Source organism: Janthinobacterium sp. SUN176, from assembly GCF_030587335.1.
In the GTDB taxonomy this organism is placed as follows: domain Bacteria; phylum Pseudomonadota; class Gammaproteobacteria; order Burkholderiales; family Burkholderiaceae_D; genus Janthinobacterium; species Janthinobacterium kumbetense.
The window spans coordinates 808535-824296 of the sequence record NZ_JAPWIA010000001.1 but is presented as its reverse complement, the minus strand read 5'-3'; the positions used below and the strand labels follow the sequence as shown (position 1 = coordinate 824296).

Below are 15762 nucleotides of genomic sequence, written 5' to 3'. Positions count from 1 at the left end.
AAGCATGCCATCCTTTTCAAACTCCACTCATGCCGTTTTAACAACTCCCATCGCGCCCTGCGCCGCGTCCTGGCGCGTGCCCAGCCACCAGAAAAACGCGGCCAGCGCCACGGCCGAAGCCTGTCCCAGCGCCAATTTCAATGCGCTGTCGAACAGCAACGGTGCGACAAAACCGGACACCAGCGCAAACACCAGCATTTGCACGAAGTTTTGCAACGATGCGGCCAGGCCCCGCATCTGCGGGAAGATGTCGAGCGTCGACATGGTCATGCCCGGCAAGGCCAGCGACATGCCGAACGCATACAGCATCACGGGCACGACGGCGAACGGGATGCTGGCCGCGAACCAGTGGTTGTAGGCTATGTTGAGCGCGCCCGTGGCCGCCATGGCCAGCAAGCCCCAGCGCACCAGCACGGTGCTTTTCACCGCATGGGCGAGCTTGCCCGACAGCGCCGAGCCGCCCACCAGGCCCGCCACCATGGGGATGAACATCCAGCCGAACGCCGTTTCCGGCAAACGCAGCAGTTCCAGGATGAAATGCGGCGCGGACGCGATGTACAGGGCGAAGCCGCCAAAGGCGAAGGCCACGGCCAGCGAACGCAGCAGGAAAGCGCGGTGGCGCAAGGCCAGCCAGTAATTGCGCGCGATGTTGCCTGGGTGGAAGGATTGGCGTTGCTCGACGGCTAAACTTTCCGGCAAGCCTTTCAGGCAGGCGAGCGCCAGCAGCACGGTGACGGAAAACGTGAAGACGAACGTCGATTGCCAGCCATACGCCACGTGCAGCCAGCCGCCGATGATGGGGGCGATGGCGGGCGCGATGCCGAACACCATCATGATATTGGCAAGCATCTTTTGCGCGGCCGCGCCCGACAAGCTGTCGCGCACGATGGCTTGCCCGATCACCCTGCCCGCCCCCGCCGAGGCGCCCTGCATGCCGCGGAAGAACAACAGCCAGCCAAAGCTGGGCGCGAACGCGGCGCCGATGGAGCCGACGGCAAAGATCAGCAGCGAAGCGAGGATCACGGGACGGCGGCCGAAGGAGTCGGACAAGGTGCCGTAAAACAAGGTCATGAAGGCATACGCGGCCAGGTAGACGCTCAGGGTCTGCTGCACCAGCACGCTGCTGACGTCGAAATGCGTGCCGATCGCGGGAAACGACGGCAGGAAGGTATCCGTGGCGAACGGGCCCAGCATGGCCAGCCCGGCCAGCACCAGGGTCAGGTTGCGCGCCGTCATGCGAGCGCCTGCGCGGCATGCTGACGGCGCAAGCCATCGAGGGCGGCCAGCGAAAACGCGGCGACATGCTGCGCGATGCTGGCGGTGCCCGCCTCGTCATAGGTGATTTCCGGCGCCACCAGTTCATGCACGATGCGCGAACGGGAGTAGAACACGGCCTGGCCGATCACGCTGAACACGCATTTCTGCACCACGTCCGCCGGCATGGCCTGCCCCACCACGCCACGGATCAAGCCCGTAAACAGCGCATGGTGCGCGCGCACATCGCGGTCTGCCAGCATGTGGATGGCGGCCGTCGGCTCGATCAGTTCGCGCGCCACCAGGCGGCTGAACAGCGAAGCCGGCCCCGGACGCAGCATGTCGAATACCATCGACTGTATCGCCAGGCGCAACTGTTCCACGGGCGCCACGGCCGCCGCAGTGCCGGCGTCCGGCGCGGCAGCGGCCGAGGCACGCGCCAGCGCGCGCGCATGGTCGAAGGCGGCCAGGTACAGCTCTTCCTTGCCATGAAAGTAATAATTAACCATCGCCACGTTGACGTGGGCCGCTTCGCAAATCCGGCGCACGGACGCGAGCCGGTAACCTTCGTCGGCAAACAGCTGGACCGCCACTTGCAGGATGCGCGCGCGGGCCGGTTCCGTTTCCTGGTCGCTTCTCTTTTCTTCCGTCATGCCATTCCCATCGTTTAAACAGCTGTTTAATATTGGATGGGATTATATCAAACAGCCGTTTAACTTTCAGGCGGACGCAAAAAAGCCCGGCGAACCGGGCTTTTCAAGGGCGTATCGACAGCTTAATGCTTCATGGCCGGCATCGGGGCCGAGGCGGCGCCCAGCGGACGTGCCACGGCATTGACTTCGATGGTTTCGCGGCGCTTGTCCTCGCCTTCGACGACGAGGGTCAGCGGAATCTTGTCGCCCGCCTTCACCTGTCCTTTGAGTTCCAGCAGCATGACGTGGTAGCCGCCCGGCTTCAATTCGACGGCTTTGCCGGCTGGCAAGGCGATTTCCTTGACCTGGCGCATGCGCATCATATTGTCCGTCATGCTCATTTCGTGGATTTCCGCCACGCCCGCCACGGGCGAGCGCACTTCCAGCAGGCGCATGGCTTTCGGCGCCGTGATCTGCATGAAGGCGCCCGTGGCTTTTTGCTGCGGCACGGTGGCGCGCACCCACGGGTCGGTGATTTGCACGGACGTCTGGGCAACGGCGGAGAAGGACAGCACGGTCAGGGCCGCGGCCAGCAGGTTTTTGACATGGGTCATGATTATTCCTTTCGTGATAGTTACAAGGTGTATTTCGATTTCATCAAGGTCTTGATGTCCTGCACGCACTCGTCGCCCGTCAACTGGTGCTTCAAGCCCAGGCGCATGCGCCCCTCGTTGTCGAGCACATAGCTGATGGCCGTGTGGTCCATCGTGTACGAGCTGCCGCTGGGCACGCGGCGGTAGAAGACCTTGTAATTGAAGGCCGTCTGCGCCGTCGCCTGCGGGTCCGTGCGCAAGCCGAGGAAGCTGGGGTCGAAGGCGCGCATGTATTCGCCCAGCAACTCGGGCGTATCGCGCTCGGGGTCGATGCTGATGAAGATGACTTGCAGCTTGTCGGCATCGGCGCCCAGCTTCTGGCGGATTTCCAGCGCGCGCGACAGGGCCGTCGGGCAAACGTCCGGACATTGCGTAAAGCCAAAGAAAACCATCACATACTTGCCCTTGAAGTCGGCCAGGGTGTAGACCTTGCCGTCGGGGCCGCTCAATTTGAAGTCGGGCTTGTAATCGCCTCCCGTCAAGTCGAGACCGTTGTAATGGGGTTTGGGCGCTTGTTCGCAAGCGGCAAGCGTGAGCAATCCCGCCGTGCCGGCGAGAAGGAAAAGACGACGTTTCATGGCATTCTGGCCCGATGGGCGTAGTGGATACAGTTAAGACGTGGAAAGCGTGACGGCTGCGTTCAGGCAGCCGCAGGAGGGCCGCGCGGGCTGGCGGCCAGCCACGCGAACGGGGCCCGCGGCGCCTGGTAAAACAGGGGCGGATACAGGTCGTGGCCCGTGATGACGGGCAGCGTCGATGACGACGGCGGCGGCAAGCCCACGCTGCCCGCATGGCTCATGCAGAACGGGCAATGCTCGATGTGGTGCAGCACGGAATCGGTGGTGGACTTGGCGGCCGGCGCCAGGTCCGCTTGCGTGTAGACGGCGCCGCTGGCCGAGCAGATCTCGACGGCGGCATTGTTCGCGTTGGCGTGCAGCGAGGCAAACGCATACGACAGGGATGGCGACAGCGCATTGAGCAGTATCGCCAGGCAGGCGAACCACATATGCCACTGTTTGCGCTTCAATAATGATCCCATGGCCCCGATTATAACGGAGTCTGGCTATCCGGGCGCCGGGCCGCGCAGGAACAGGCTGGGACGCACGCCCGCCACGTCCACGCAGGCGTCGCAAAACGCGGGGATCGAGGCAAAGCCGGAACCGGCCGCCACTTGCGCCAGGTCGCGTTCGCCGTCTTCGTCGTCGGCATCCGCTTGCGCCGCCGTGTGCAGCGCGTGCGCCAGGCGTTGTTCGCGCACCAGACTGAGCAGTGCCTCGCCCTCGGCAAACAGGCGCGCCCTGGCCTTGTGCGGCGTCACTTGCCACAGGGCCGCCAGGCGGGCCGCCGTCCACTTGCCTTGCGGCGTATCAAAGATGTGCTGCGCCAGCGCCTGGCTCCAGCGCTTGCCGCCGCCGTGGCCGCCCTCCGCCTCATCGCCTTCCAGCGCCAGGGTGAACACGGCCGGCTTGCCCCGCCCCGGCATCACGTCGCAGGCAAAGCGCAAGAAGGCGGGCACGACGAAACTGTCGCCGCTGGCCAGTTTCTTGGTGGCGATTTCATTGTGCAAAGTCACAAAACCCTGGCGCACGGTAACGCGCAGCCGGAGCGGAAAGCGCAAGCCCAGCAAATGCAAGGGATGATCGGAAACGAGGGCCATGCGTCAGGTCAAGGTGGTGAACGAGCCGCCAGCATGCCACACATCGCGCGCCGGGTCTGTCATCACAGCGACGCCACGCCGTAGCGGCGCAAGCCGTCGAGGTCGACGACGCGGATGGATTGGTAGGCGATGCTGATCAGGTTCAGCTCGGCCAAGTGGCCCAGCGCCTGATTCACGCGCTGGCGCGAAATGCCCGTCAGCAAGCCGATTTCTTCCTGCGACAGCTCAAGCACGCTGGACGTGCGCGGGTATAACATGGGGTGGAACAGTTGCGCGATCGCTTGCGCCACTTGCGCGTCGACGGCCAGCAGGCGCTGGTTCTGGATGGTGGCGATGAATTGGCCCATGCGCTCGTTCAACTGGCGGATGACGAAGGCATTGAAGGAGAGGCTCTCGGCCAACAACAGGTGAAACAGGTCCACCGGCACGAGGAGGATGCTCGATGCGCGCACGGCCACCACGTCGTAGCGGCGCAGTTCGCGCTTGAGCACGCTGCCCTCGCCGCACCAGCCGCCGGCCGGCACGCCGGAAAACGTGGCGCCGCGCCCATCGGCGTTGTAGACGGCCAGCTTGATCAAGCCCGTGTGCACGCCGATCCAGTGCGCCGACGGTTCGCCGCGCCGCGTGATGAAGGCGCCCGCCTCGTAATGCCGCAGCACGCTGTCGGCGCGCAACAGGGTCTGATGCCGCGCGTCGAGGGCCGTGAACCAGTCGTGGCTGTCGAGTTCTGGCACGGCAAGGCCTACACTATCGTTGCTATCCATTCCACCCTTCAGTTGTCACTAAGATGACAGTGATTTTCCAGCACCGGTGCTATGCTAACCGGTATCAATCCCGAAACAGGGAGCTATAGAATTTTATTTACCAGGAGACAAGCATGACACCTGATTTCAATACCGGCCTCGGCAAAAACAGCGCCAACTACGCCGCCCTCACCCCGCTCGACTATATCGCCAGGGCAGCGGCAGTATATGGCAATCGCCTGGCAATTGCACATGGCGCCGTGCGCCAGACGTGGCGCGAAACGTATGCGCGCACGCGCCGCCTGGCATCCGGTCTCATCAAACTGGGCGTGGGCACAGGCGACACGGTCGCCGTGATGTTGCCAAACACGCCTGCCATGGTGGAAGCGAGCTTCGGCGTCCCGATGGCCGGCGCCGTCCTCAACGCCCTGAACATCCGCCTCGACCTGGCCTCGCTGACCTTCATGCTGCGCCACGGCCAGGCGAAGGTCTTGCTGGCCGACACGGAATTCGCCGAGCTGGCGCGCCAGATGGCGGCGCAGATTCCCGGCTTGCGCGTGGTCCAGGTCAACGACGTGCTGGGACCGGAAGTGGACGCCTTTTCCGACCTCGACTACGAAAGCTTGCTGGCCAGCGGCGACCCCGATTACGACTGGCAGCCGCCCGCCGACGAGTGGGACGCCATCGCCCTGAACTACACGTCCGGCACCACGGGCGACCCGAAAGGCGTCGTCTACCACCACCGGGGCGCGGCCCTGAACGCCCTGTCGAATATATTAGAGTGGGACATGCCCAAGCATGCCGTGTATTTATGGACATTACCGATGTTCCACTGCAACGGCTGGTGCTTCCCGTGGACGGTGGCCGCGCGCGCCGGCGTCAACGTGTGCCTGCGCAAGTTCGAGCCGAAGCTCGTGTTCGACCTGATGCGCGAATTGCGCATCACCCACTATTGCGCCGCGCCCATCGTGCACGCGGCGCTGGCCAACGCGCCCGCCAACTGGCGCGACGGCATCGATTGGACCGTGCGCGGCATGGTGGCTGGCGCGCCGCCGCCGGCGGCCATGGTGGCGAAGATCGAAGCCATGGGTTTCGACTTGATCCACTCGTATGGCTTGACGGAAGTGTACGGCCCGGCCGCCATCTGCGCCGAGCAGGACGAGTGGGCGGCCCTGTCGCAGGAAGAACGCGCCGTTTTAAAGTCGCGCCAGGGCGTGCGCTACCACTTGCAAAGCGCCGTGGCCGTGATCGACCCGGAAACCATGCAGCACGTGGCGGCCGACGGCGAACAGATCGGCGAGATCATGTTCCGCGGCAACATCTGCATGAAGGGGTATTTAAAGAATGAAAAGGCGACGCAGGAAGCGTTCGCGGGCGGCTGGTTCCACACGGGCGATCTGGGCGTCATGTATCCGGACGGCTACATCAAGCTGAAGGACCGCAGCAAGGACATCATCATTTCCGGCGGAGAGAATATTTCCAGCGTGGAAGTGGAAGACGCGCTGTACCACCACCCGCAAGTGCTGGCCGCCGCCGTCATCGCCCAGCCGGACGAAAAATGGGGCGAGACGCCGTGCGCGTTTGTCGAGCTGCGCGAAGGCGGCACGGTGACGGAAGCGGAATTGATCGCCTTTTGCAAGAACAACCTGGCCGGTTTCAAGGTGCCGAAAGCCATTTACTTCGGCCCCCTGCCCCGCACGTCGACGGGCAAGATCCAGAAGTTCGAATTGCGCAAGCGCATGCAGTCGGACAAGGCCATCGACGTCTAGGTTTAGCCGCCTTTGCCTGTCAGCCACGCCGGCTGCGCCACCACCAGGCGCGAGAAGCTGGCGATGCTGGCCACGGCGGCGAAGCCTGCCGCCAGGCACAGCGCATACGTCGTGCCCCGGCTGGCGGAAACCGTGAAGCAATACGCGACCAGCGCCGCGCCCGTCGCTTGCCCGATCAGGCGCGACGTGGCCACCACGCCGCTGGCGCCGCCGGCCCGCTCAGGCGGCGCGCTGCCCATGATGGCTTTCAGATTGGGCGCCTGGAAGAAACCGAAACCGATGCCGCACAGGGCCATGCGCCAGCCGATGTCGAACACGCTGGGGTGGGCCGGTATCCACACCAGGGTCAGCAAGCCGCCGGCCAGCGCCGCCAGGCCGATGCCGCCCAGCACGCCCGGCGAATAGCGGTCGCTGAGGCGGCCGGCGACAGGCGCCATCACGGCCACCAGCACGGCCCACGGCGTCATCAAAAAGCCCGTCTCGACGGGCGAACGGCCCAAGGTGACTTCAAAATAAAACGGCAGCGAGACGAAGGCCAGCCCCTGCGCGGCAAACGTGCAGATGGCCGTCAGCGACGACAGCAAGAACAGAGGACGGCGGAACAGGTCGATCGGCAGCATGGGCGCCGCATGCCCCGCCTGGCGGCGCAGCAGCAAGACAAAGAACACCACCACGGCCACCAGTTCCGGCAGCAAGGTCGACAGCGCCGCGTGGTGGGCCGCGTCGCCGAACAATAAAATCAGCAAGCCGAAGGCGCCCACGTTGTACAGCGCCGTGCGCGCATCGAGGGTATGCCCGGACAACTTGGTGGCCGGCAGCATGCGGCTGGCGAGGAAGAAGCCGGCCACGCCCAGGGGTACATTGATGGCGAACAACCATGGCCACGACGCCGTCGCCAGGATCAAGGAGGCGGCCGTGGGCCCGATGGCGAACGCGACGGCCACCACCAGCGCATTGTTGCCGAACGCGCGGCCCAGCAAGTGTTTAGGGTACAGGGCGCGCAGCAGCGCCGTATTGACGCTCATCATGGCGCTGGCGCCGACGCCCTGGAACAGGCGCGCCACCACCAGCGACGGCAAGGACCAGGCCAGCGCGCACGCGAGCGAGGCCAACGTAAACAGGAACATGCCGGAGATAAACACGCGCCGATAGCCGGCAATTTCGCCCAGCGCGGAAAACGGCAGCAGGGTCGCCACCATGGCCAGCTGATACACGTTGACGATCCAGACGGAAGCGGCGGGCGTCGTGTGCAGCTCGCCGGCGATGGCCGGCAAGGCCGTGTTGGCGATCGCCGTATCGAGCGAAGCCATGCCCACGCCGATGGCCAGCGCCAGCATGGCCCATACACGGGCGCCGGGCGGCAAGCCGTCCTCGCCCACCATCACGGCTTGCGTTTGCTGCCGCATAGACTGCTGCATACACTACCTGTTCATCTTGCTGATCCGGCCAATACACTAACATGTATGTAAGAAATCTGCAGGACAGGCCAGCTTACTTCTGGCAATCGATGACCTTGAAATCTTTTGAGTAGCAGATGCGCAACTCGCCCGAATGCTTTTCATAGCCGAGCCAGCGGCCCTTCAATTGCGGATTATGCTGCTTCATCCACTGGAACAACTCATTCTTGGGCATGCTGGAGTCCGGCAACTTCAAGGCCTGGAACAGCTCGCGTTCCTTCTCGAAATACTGCTTGGCCGTATCGAAATCGCAGGCGCCATGCTTTTCCCATTCACCCTGCAGCAAGGCTTCGCCCGGCTGCATGCACATGTAGGGCAGGATCTCGGACGGCGCCAGCTTCGGCAAATTGCCCTTGCAGTAACGCGGATGCAGTTCCGTCTTGCGCGGCGGCGTCACGGAAATGTCGTCGCAGCTGGCCGGGTTGTTCGACTGCGCCCACAGGCCATGCACGATCCAGCCGAAGTGGTTGCTATCGGCGCACTGGAAGGCAGCCTTTTTCGACACGGCGCCGCGGCGGCGCTGGCTGTCGCAAAAGCCTGGCGACCACGACAGCGCCAGCATGAAGTAATCGGTGGGCACGTTGGTGCTTTGCTTGTAGCACGTGTTTTTCTCGTCCGACGGCTTGACGTCGTAATCGTAGTAGCTGACGTTGCGGGGAATGGCGCAGCTGGCGTCGGCCGCGTGGACGGCGCTGGCAGACAGGCTGATGAACACGGCGGCCAGCGCGGGCAAGACAGAGCGGATTTTCATCGAGTTTCCTTCAAGATATAAAAACGCCGGCAACTGAGTGCCGGCGCGGTATCAATCAAACAAGTTGATCAGCAAACCTTGTGCATCCAGCCATGCGTGTCCGGTGCCGTGCCATGCTGCAAGCCCAGCAGCGCTTCGCGCAGGGCCAACGTAACGGCGCCGTTTTCATTGTTGTTGATGGTCATTTCAAAGCCATTGGCCTTGGCCACGCCCACCGGGGTGATGACGGCGGCCGTGCCGCAGGCGAACACTTCGGTCATGCGGCCCGAGGCGATATCGTCGCGCCATTGCTGGACGGACAATTTACGCTCTTCCATCGCATAGCCGAGGTCTTTCGCCATTTCCAGCAGGCTGCGGCGGGTGATGCCTGGCAGCAAGGTGCCCGTCAATTCCGGTGTCACGACGGTGACTTTCTCGCCATCCTGGTAGACAAAGAACAAGTTCATGCCGCCCATTTCTTCGATGAATTCGCGGTGCACGGCATCCAGCCAGACGACCTGGTCGCAGCCCTTCTCTTGCGCTTGCGACTGGGCCATCAGGCTGGCCGCGTAGTTGCCCGCGCACTTGGCTTCACCCGTGCCGCCCGGCGCGGCGCGCACGAAGTCTTCGCTGATCCACACGGTGACGGGTTTCACGCCTTTCGGGAAATAGGCGCCGGCCGGCGAGGCGAACAGCACGAACAGGTATTCTTCCGATGGACGCACGCCCAGGTAAGGATCGGTGGCGATCATCAGCGGACGCATGTACAGGCTCTCGCCCGTGTTCTTCGGCACCCAGTTGCGGTCTTGCGCAATGAGCGCGTCGCCCGCTTCCAGGAACAGCTCGACAGGGATGGCCGGCATGGCCAGGCGCGCGGCGCTGCGGTTGAAGCGTTCCGCGTTTTGTTCCGGACGGAAAGTCTTGATGCTACCATCGGGCTGCGCGAACGCTTTATAGCCTTCGAAGATGGCCTGGCCGTAGTGCAGCGACGAGGCGGACGGGTCCAGCATCAGCGGGCCGTAAGCCTTCAGTTCGCCCTGCTGCCATTTGCCGTCGCGGTAAGGAATCACCACCATGTGGTCGGTGAAGATGCGGCCGAAGGCGGGATTGACCATGCGCGCGGCGCGTTCGGCGTCGGACAGGGGGTGGGCGGATGGGGTGACGACGAGATTCGGTGTGGAAGTGGTCATGGCAGCAGAAGACGAGTCAGGGAGAATAAAGAGATTCCCTATTGTAGCGCCTAATGCGCGCGGCGAGGCGGCGGATGGCCTTGCAGCAATGTTGCGCCGCATCAAAAGGCGGCGCCGTCAGGCGGCCCGCAAGGGCTTGCCCCGCCCTGCTTGCGCTTCCCCGGCGCACTGGCTGCAGCGCATCTGCACGGAAATCACGTTGGCGCCGATGTCCATGCCGTGCGCCAGCGCCGCCTGGCGCAGCTGCTCCACCAGCGGCGCATCCTGCACCAGCACGCTGCGTTCGCAGACGCGGCACACGAGGTAGCAGCTGTCCGTTTCCACCTGGTCGGGCTTGATCAAGTAGCGCGCCTTGTTGCCGCTGGCGCTAGCCTCGCGCTCGCGCAGCAGCAAGCCGGCCAGCTCCATTTCCTTGAGCACGCGGTAAATCGTGCCCAGGCTGACGGCAATGCCGATGTGCAGCAGTTGCTGATAAATGCTTTCCGCATTCATCGCTTGCCGCTGCGTGCCGGCCAGCACTTGCAAGATGCAGATGCGCGCGCTGGTCGGGCGCAGGCGCACGGCGCGCAAGCGCTCGAACACGCGGCCATCGCCCTGGTATTGAATGTCTTGCATGGGATTCTCCGCTTGTGCGTTCTGCTCTACTGACATTGCCAAGCGAGAAGCGCAAAAGGGAACCGGGAAATGAAAAAAAGCGCCGTTCCCGACTACTGGAACGGCGCCTTGCGCTACCTCAAACCGGCAAACATCAGAACTTCATGTTGGCCGTCAGGGTTGCCGAGCGGCCCGGTGCCACGCCAGCGTAATGTGGCGAGGAAACCTTGTCGAAGTACAGCTTGTTCGTCAGGTTCTGGATGTTCAGCTGCAGGGTCACGTTGCGGTTGACCACATAGCTGGCCATGGCGTCGAAACGCGTGTAGGCCGGGGCAAACTTGTTGTTGGCCACGTTGGCATAGACCTTGTCGACGTAGTTCACGCCGCCGCCCACCGTGATGGCGGGCGTGACCAGGTAGGACGTCCACAGCGAGGCGCTGTTTTTCGGCGTCGTCGGGAACTGGTTGCCGTTGTATGGCGACGGTGCATACACGGGTACCGCCGTCGTGCCCGTATTGACGTAGCCATTGTTTTCCACGATGGCGTTCAGGTGCGTGTAGCCGCCGAACACCGACCATTCCTTGGTGATATTGCCGCTCACGCCCAGCTCGATACCCTTGACTTGCTTGTCGCCCACGTTTTGCGTGCTGCCGTCCGGTGCCGTCACGCGCGCATTGCTCATGTCGCTCTGGAAATAGGCGCCGCTCACGGACAGGCGGCCACCCGGCAGCACTTCCCATTTCGTGCCCAGCTCGAAGCTCTTGCTCTCCTGCGGCTTCAGGTTCTGGATGGCGACCGTCAAGCCGTCGATGCCGTCGCCGCCGTCATTGCCCGGTGGCGTGGACGAGGTGCCGTAGGAAACATACACGCTGCTGTTGGTCGATGGCTTGTACACCAGACCCGCCTGGTAGCTGGCGAAGGTGGCGTGCACCTTGGCGCTGGTGGCGGCGGTGGTCTTGCCGTCGAGCGTGTATTGCGGCGTGTTCAGCGAACTCTTGTAGTCATCCCAGCGGATGCCCACGTTGAGCAGCCATTGCGGCGTGAACTCGATGGTGTCGAAGCCGTACACGGAACGCGTGTTGGTGACGATGTTCGTGCGTGCCGGCGACACCGTGCGCGTGTAGACCCATGGGTCGTTGGCGTTCGGGTTGAGCAACGGTGCGCAGTTGTACAGGGTGGCCGCGCCATAGGTCGGGCAGTTGGAACCGACTTTTTCCAGCGGGTTGTTCGTCCCCGGGCTGAACATATAGGAGCTGCGATCCGTTTCCTCGCGGCCGATTTCCAGGCCCACCGTGTAGGTGTGCTTCACGCCGCCGGCCAGGAATTCGCCGCCCAGACTGGTCGCATTGGCCAGCGCGTCCGTATCGGTCGTGCGCGTGTTGGCGCGGCGCCAGACGGTGCCGTACAGCATGGTGTTGCCCTTGGAATCGTCGGGCTGGGTCCACACGTAGTCATTGCTGGTCTTGCCGTAACGGGTCACGTTGCGCAAAATCAACTTGTTGCCGAAGTCGTGGCGCACGTCGATGGTGCCGATATCGCTTTGCGTGTCGCGGAAATCGCGGTTGACCAGGCCATAGAAGGTCTCGCGCGGCACGTTGACGGGGGTGCCGTTGCCGTTTTTCGATACATTCGCGCCCGACGAGAACGGGTTGTTGAACGGCAAGCCGGTGTCCGGCAATTCGCTCGACTGCATGTGGTAGTAGCTGAGGGTCGCCTGCGTGGCCGATTTCAGGCCGAAGGTGATCGATGGCGCGATGCCCCAGCGGTCGCCATTGATGTAGTCGCGGCCGGCCACGTGGGCGTCATGCGCCATCACGTTCAGGCGCACGGCCACGTCGTCGCTGATGACGCGGTTCACGTCGGCCGTGGCGCGGCGGTACTTGGCGCTGCCCAGGCCCACGGTGGCGTTGGTGAAATTGTCGACTTTCGGCGTCTTGCTGATCAGGTTGACGCCGCCGCCCGCGGACGAACGTCCACCGTAGGCCGAGTTCGGGCCCTTGACGACTTCGATTTGTTCCAGCGCAAAGATTTCACGCGATTGGGAACCCGTGTCGCGGATGCCGTCGATATACGTATCCGTTTGCGCGTTGTAGCCGCGGATGAACAGGTTGTCGCCCACAGGGTTGCCGCCTTCGCCGGCGCCGATGGTGATGCCCGGCACGGTGCGCAGCGCATCCGTCAGCGAGACGGCGCCCGTTTGCGAAATGATTTCGGCAGGAATCACGGTGACGGATTTCGGCGTGTCCAGCAGCGGCGCCGTCAGCTTGTCGTTGGCCGATTTGACGGGCGCCTGGATCAGGCGGTCAGCCGTGCCCACGACCTTGACTTCCTGCAACTGCTGCGGCTTGTCCACCGTTTGCGCGTGCAGCGCCAGCGGCATGGCCAGGGTGGCAAACGCGGCCAGGGCCGTGCCATGCATGCGTGGCGCGGAAGTGGTGTGGTGCTTGCGGCTGCGGATGAGGGCTGCCGGCTTGGCGGCGCCCGCTTGGTCTTTCAATGTCATCGCTATCTTTCACTCTATCGGATGGATTAAATTATGGCTGGCTACTGCGCCGTGGCGCCTGGCTGGCTCGTTGATTGCTTGGGTACGACAAAACTAGAACCGCCACAGCGCCGTCATGCGCAACGCCCGGGGCGAGCCGGGCGCGATGTTGTCGTTGCTGTGGGCGGAGGCAAAATATTTTCTGTTGAACAGGTTTTCCACATTCAGCTGCAGCTGAAAATTTCCTTGCGGCTTGAAGTAGACGGCGCCGTCGACGCGGGCAAATCCCGGCAGCGCCACCGTATTCGACACGGACGCATACACGGCGCTGCGGGCAATGATGCCCAGCGCCGCGCCCCAGGCAGGCGAAAAATCGTAGCGGTTCCACAGCGACAGGCTGTGCCGGGGCACATGGGCCACCGTGGCCCCCTCGAATGCCGTGGCCGATTGCGTGGCCGTCAGCACGGCCCGCTGCCAGGCATAGCCGCCCGCGATGCTCCACCCGGGTTGGACCTTGCCCTTCACTTCCAGTTCCAGCCCCTCGCTGCGCTGGCCATCGACCAGCATGGCCCGCGTGGCGTCATTCGGGTCGGTGACGGCGACCTTGCTGCGCGTCAAACGGTACAGGGCCGCGCTGGCCGACAGGTCCGGCGTGGCTTCCCATTTCACGCCCGCTTCCACGTTGCGAAAACGTTCAGGTTCAAACACGGCGTTACTGGGCGTCAATGACGCCAGCTGTTCGCCCGCGCGCGGCAAGAACGATTGGCTGACGCTGGCATACAGCGACAGCGCCGGCATGGGCTGATAGATCAGGGCTGCGCGCGGCGACCACGGCGCATCCGTGCGGGCGATGCGCGCGCCATTGCGGCGGTTGACGAAATCGACGGCGAAGCGCTCGTAGCGCAGGCCGGCAATCGCCTGCCATTGCGGGCTGAAGCGGACCTGGTCCTGCAGGTACAGGGCAGCCGTGTCGGCCACGCCGTGGTTGTCGGCATCCGTGGCGCTGGGACGGAAGGTCACGGGCAAGTCCGTCACGGGGTGCGAAGTGGGCAGGCTGATGTGCGTGACGCCCTCGCCCAGGGTCGTGAAATAGCCGGTGTTGCGCAGATTGTCCGTCGTCTGGCGGCCCAGTTCCCCGCCCGCCGTCAGGCGGTGCCGCACGGCGCCGCTGCTGACCGTCCACTCCACGTCCGTCTGGTTGAACAGGTTGCGCCGCAAGGTGGCGCTGTTGTACGCCAGCACCGTCACGCTGGCCCCATCCGCGCTGACGGGGCCGGGAAAGGCATTCTGGTACAGCTTGTCGTAATCGGCCAGGCGCGTGCGGTTGCGCAAGACCGCGCCGCCGGCGAACGCATGCTCGACGGTCACGCCCAGCGCGTCGATGTAAGCCCACGACGGGCTGCTGCCGGCGATGCCGAAAAACGTGGACGGGTCCGTGTCGAACGGCCGGCCCCGGTACGACGGCACGCCCCGGTCCGTCACGCGGTCGTCGCGAAAATGTTCATAGCTGGCTTGCACGGTGGTGCGCGGCGACAAACGCCATGCCACGACGGGGTTGACGGCGCTGCGGCGCACCTTGACGCCCTGGCGAAACGAGCCGCTGTTTTCCGCCATGGCGTTGACGCGCACGGCCACGTCGCCTTTCACGACCTGTTGCAGATCGACGGCGGCGCGCCCGTTGCGCCAGGCGCCCAGGCTCAGCGTTGCTTCGCCGCCATCGACCCACTGCGGCTGCTTGGTGGCCCGGTTGATCACGCCACCGCCGCCGCCATGGCCGAAGACCAGGGCGTTCGGCCCCTTGATGGCCTCGACCGCTTCGATATTGTAGAAATCGCGGTAGTACTGCACGTCGTCGCGCATGCCGTCCAGATAGAAATCCGAGGTCGAGCTGTTGCCGCGCAGCACGGCCGTATCGCGGTTGCCCTCGCCTGCGGCCGTGCCCACGCCTGGCATGTAGCGCATGGCGTCGGCCAGGGTGCGCATGTCCTGGTCGCGTATCAATTCACGGCTCACCACGCTGACGGCCTGCGGCGTGTCATGCAGGGCCGTGTCGTTGCGGCTGGCGGCGGAAGAGCTGGTACGGCGGTAGCCATCGTCGCCGCTGCCCTGCACGGTGACGGGCGCCAGCACTTGCAAGCCGGCGCCCTCCCCGTCCAGGTCCGCGCGCAGGGGCGTGGGCGCCAGGCGCACGATGTAACTTCCGTCCGGCAACTGCACGGCCACGAGGCCCGTTCCTGCCAGCAATTGCTGCAAGCCCTGGCCCGTGGCCACGGTGGCGTTCAAGCCGGCGCTGCGTTTGCCCTGCGTCAAGCCGCCCTCGGCCGACAGCAAGATTCCCGCCTGGCCCGCGAACTGGCGCAGGGCCTGGCCCAGGGGCGCGGCGGCGATGCGGAAGCTGTGCACGGTCTCTTCCGCCGCCGCTGCCATCGCATGCATGACAGGCACGGCCAGCAACGCCGCGGCCAGGGACAGCGGCAGCAGACGGCGGGCAAACGGCAGGGAGACAGGGTACGGCGGCACGGCATTCCTTATTGATGTTGAGCAGCTTACTTCTACCTTGCCAAACAACTTTTCAAAAAGGGAACTACTTTTTGAGAAATA

Annotated in this window: 14 protein-coding genes; 1 reads left to right on the top strand and 13 read right to left on the bottom strand. The window is 64.1% G+C overall.

Annotated elements, in window-relative coordinates; genetic code table 11:
• Nucleotides 1-27: 27 nt before the first annotated feature.
• The 7 genes from O3299_RS03840 to O3299_RS03810 form a co-directional block, all read right to left on the bottom strand.
• A complete protein-coding gene (locus tag O3299_RS03840) occupies nt 28-1236 on the bottom strand; it encodes a multidrug effflux MFS transporter (RefSeq protein WP_305061550.1) in 1209 nt (402 codons plus the stop codon).
• Nucleotides 1233-1907, bottom strand: a complete 675-nt coding sequence (locus O3299_RS03835) for a CerR family C-terminal domain-containing protein (RefSeq protein ID WP_305061549.1) — start codon at nt 1905-1907, stop codon at nt 1233-1235. Before O3299_RS03835 ends, O3299_RS03840 begins: the two co-directional genes overlap by 4 nt.
• A 122-nt stretch (nt 1908-2029) precedes the next feature.
• Nucleotides 2030-2500 (bottom strand): copper chaperone PCu(A)C, encoded by a 471-nt coding sequence (locus O3299_RS03830; protein WP_305061548.1) that lies wholly within the window; start codon nt 2498-2500, stop codon nt 2030-2032.
• Between the two features lie 20 nt (nt 2501-2520).
• A complete protein-coding gene (locus tag O3299_RS03825) occupies nt 2521-3117 on the bottom strand; it encodes an SCO family protein (RefSeq protein ID WP_251351250.1) in 597 nt (198 codons plus the stop codon).
• A gap of 62 nt (nt 3118-3179) precedes the next feature.
• A complete protein-coding gene (locus tag O3299_RS03820) occupies nt 3180-3566 on the bottom strand; it encodes a DUF2946 domain-containing protein (protein ID WP_289905462.1) in 387 nt (128 codons plus the stop codon).
• A 36-nt stretch (nt 3567-3602) separates the two neighbouring features.
• Entirely contained in the window at nt 3603-4196 is a 594-nt protein-coding gene (locus O3299_RS03815) for a hypothetical protein (RefSeq protein ID WP_289898927.1), read from the bottom strand.
• A gap of 62 nt (nt 4197-4258) precedes the next feature.
• Entirely contained in the window at nt 4259-4960 is a 702-nt protein-coding gene (locus O3299_RS03810) for a Crp/Fnr family transcriptional regulator (RefSeq protein ID WP_251351247.1), read from the bottom strand.
• A 113-nt stretch (nt 4961-5073) separates the two neighbouring features.
• Here O3299_RS03810 and O3299_RS03805 point away from each other — a divergent pair, with 113 nt between their 5' ends.
• Entirely contained in the window at nt 5074-6708 is a 1635-nt protein-coding gene (locus tag O3299_RS03805) for an acyl-CoA synthetase (RefSeq protein ID WP_305061547.1), read from the top strand.
• 2 nt (nt 6709-6710) lie between these two features.
• Here O3299_RS03805 and O3299_RS03800 read toward each other — a convergent pair whose 3' ends face one another.
• The 6 genes from O3299_RS03800 to O3299_RS03775 form a co-directional block, all read right to left on the bottom strand.
• Nucleotides 6711-8126 carry an MFS transporter gene (locus O3299_RS03800; protein ID WP_305061546.1) on the bottom strand — a complete coding sequence of 472 codons (1416 nt, stop codon included), beginning with the start codon at nt 8124-8126 and terminating at the stop codon, nt 6711-6713.
• 73 nt (nt 8127-8199) lie between these two features.
• Nucleotides 8200-8916, bottom strand: coding sequence for a hypothetical protein (locus tag O3299_RS03795; RefSeq protein WP_218965271.1), 717 nt, complete (start codon nt 8914-8916; stop codon nt 8200-8202).
• A gap of 68 nt (nt 8917-8984) precedes the next feature.
• Entirely contained in the window at nt 8985-10085 is a 1101-nt protein-coding gene (locus tag O3299_RS03790; protein WP_305061545.1) for a branched-chain amino acid aminotransferase, read from the bottom strand.
• A 117-nt stretch (nt 10086-10202) separates the two neighbouring features.
• Complete coding sequence (locus tag O3299_RS03785; protein ID WP_180278566.1) at nt 10203-10700, bottom strand: Fur family transcriptional regulator; 498 nt, start codon at nt 10698-10700, stop codon at nt 10203-10205.
• A 133-nt stretch (nt 10701-10833) separates the two neighbouring features.
• The gene (locus O3299_RS03780) at nt 10834-13182 is read right to left on the bottom strand and encodes a TonB-dependent siderophore receptor (protein WP_305061544.1); all 2349 of its coding nucleotides are present in this window, start codon (nt 13180-13182) and stop codon (nt 10834-10836) included.
• 93 nt (nt 13183-13275) lie between these two features.
• Nucleotides 13276-15681: a TonB-dependent siderophore receptor gene (locus tag O3299_RS03775; RefSeq protein ID WP_305053186.1), complete on the bottom strand. Its 2406-nt coding sequence runs from the start codon at nt 15679-15681 to the stop codon at nt 13276-13278.
• Nucleotides 15682-15762 lie beyond the last annotated feature (81 nt).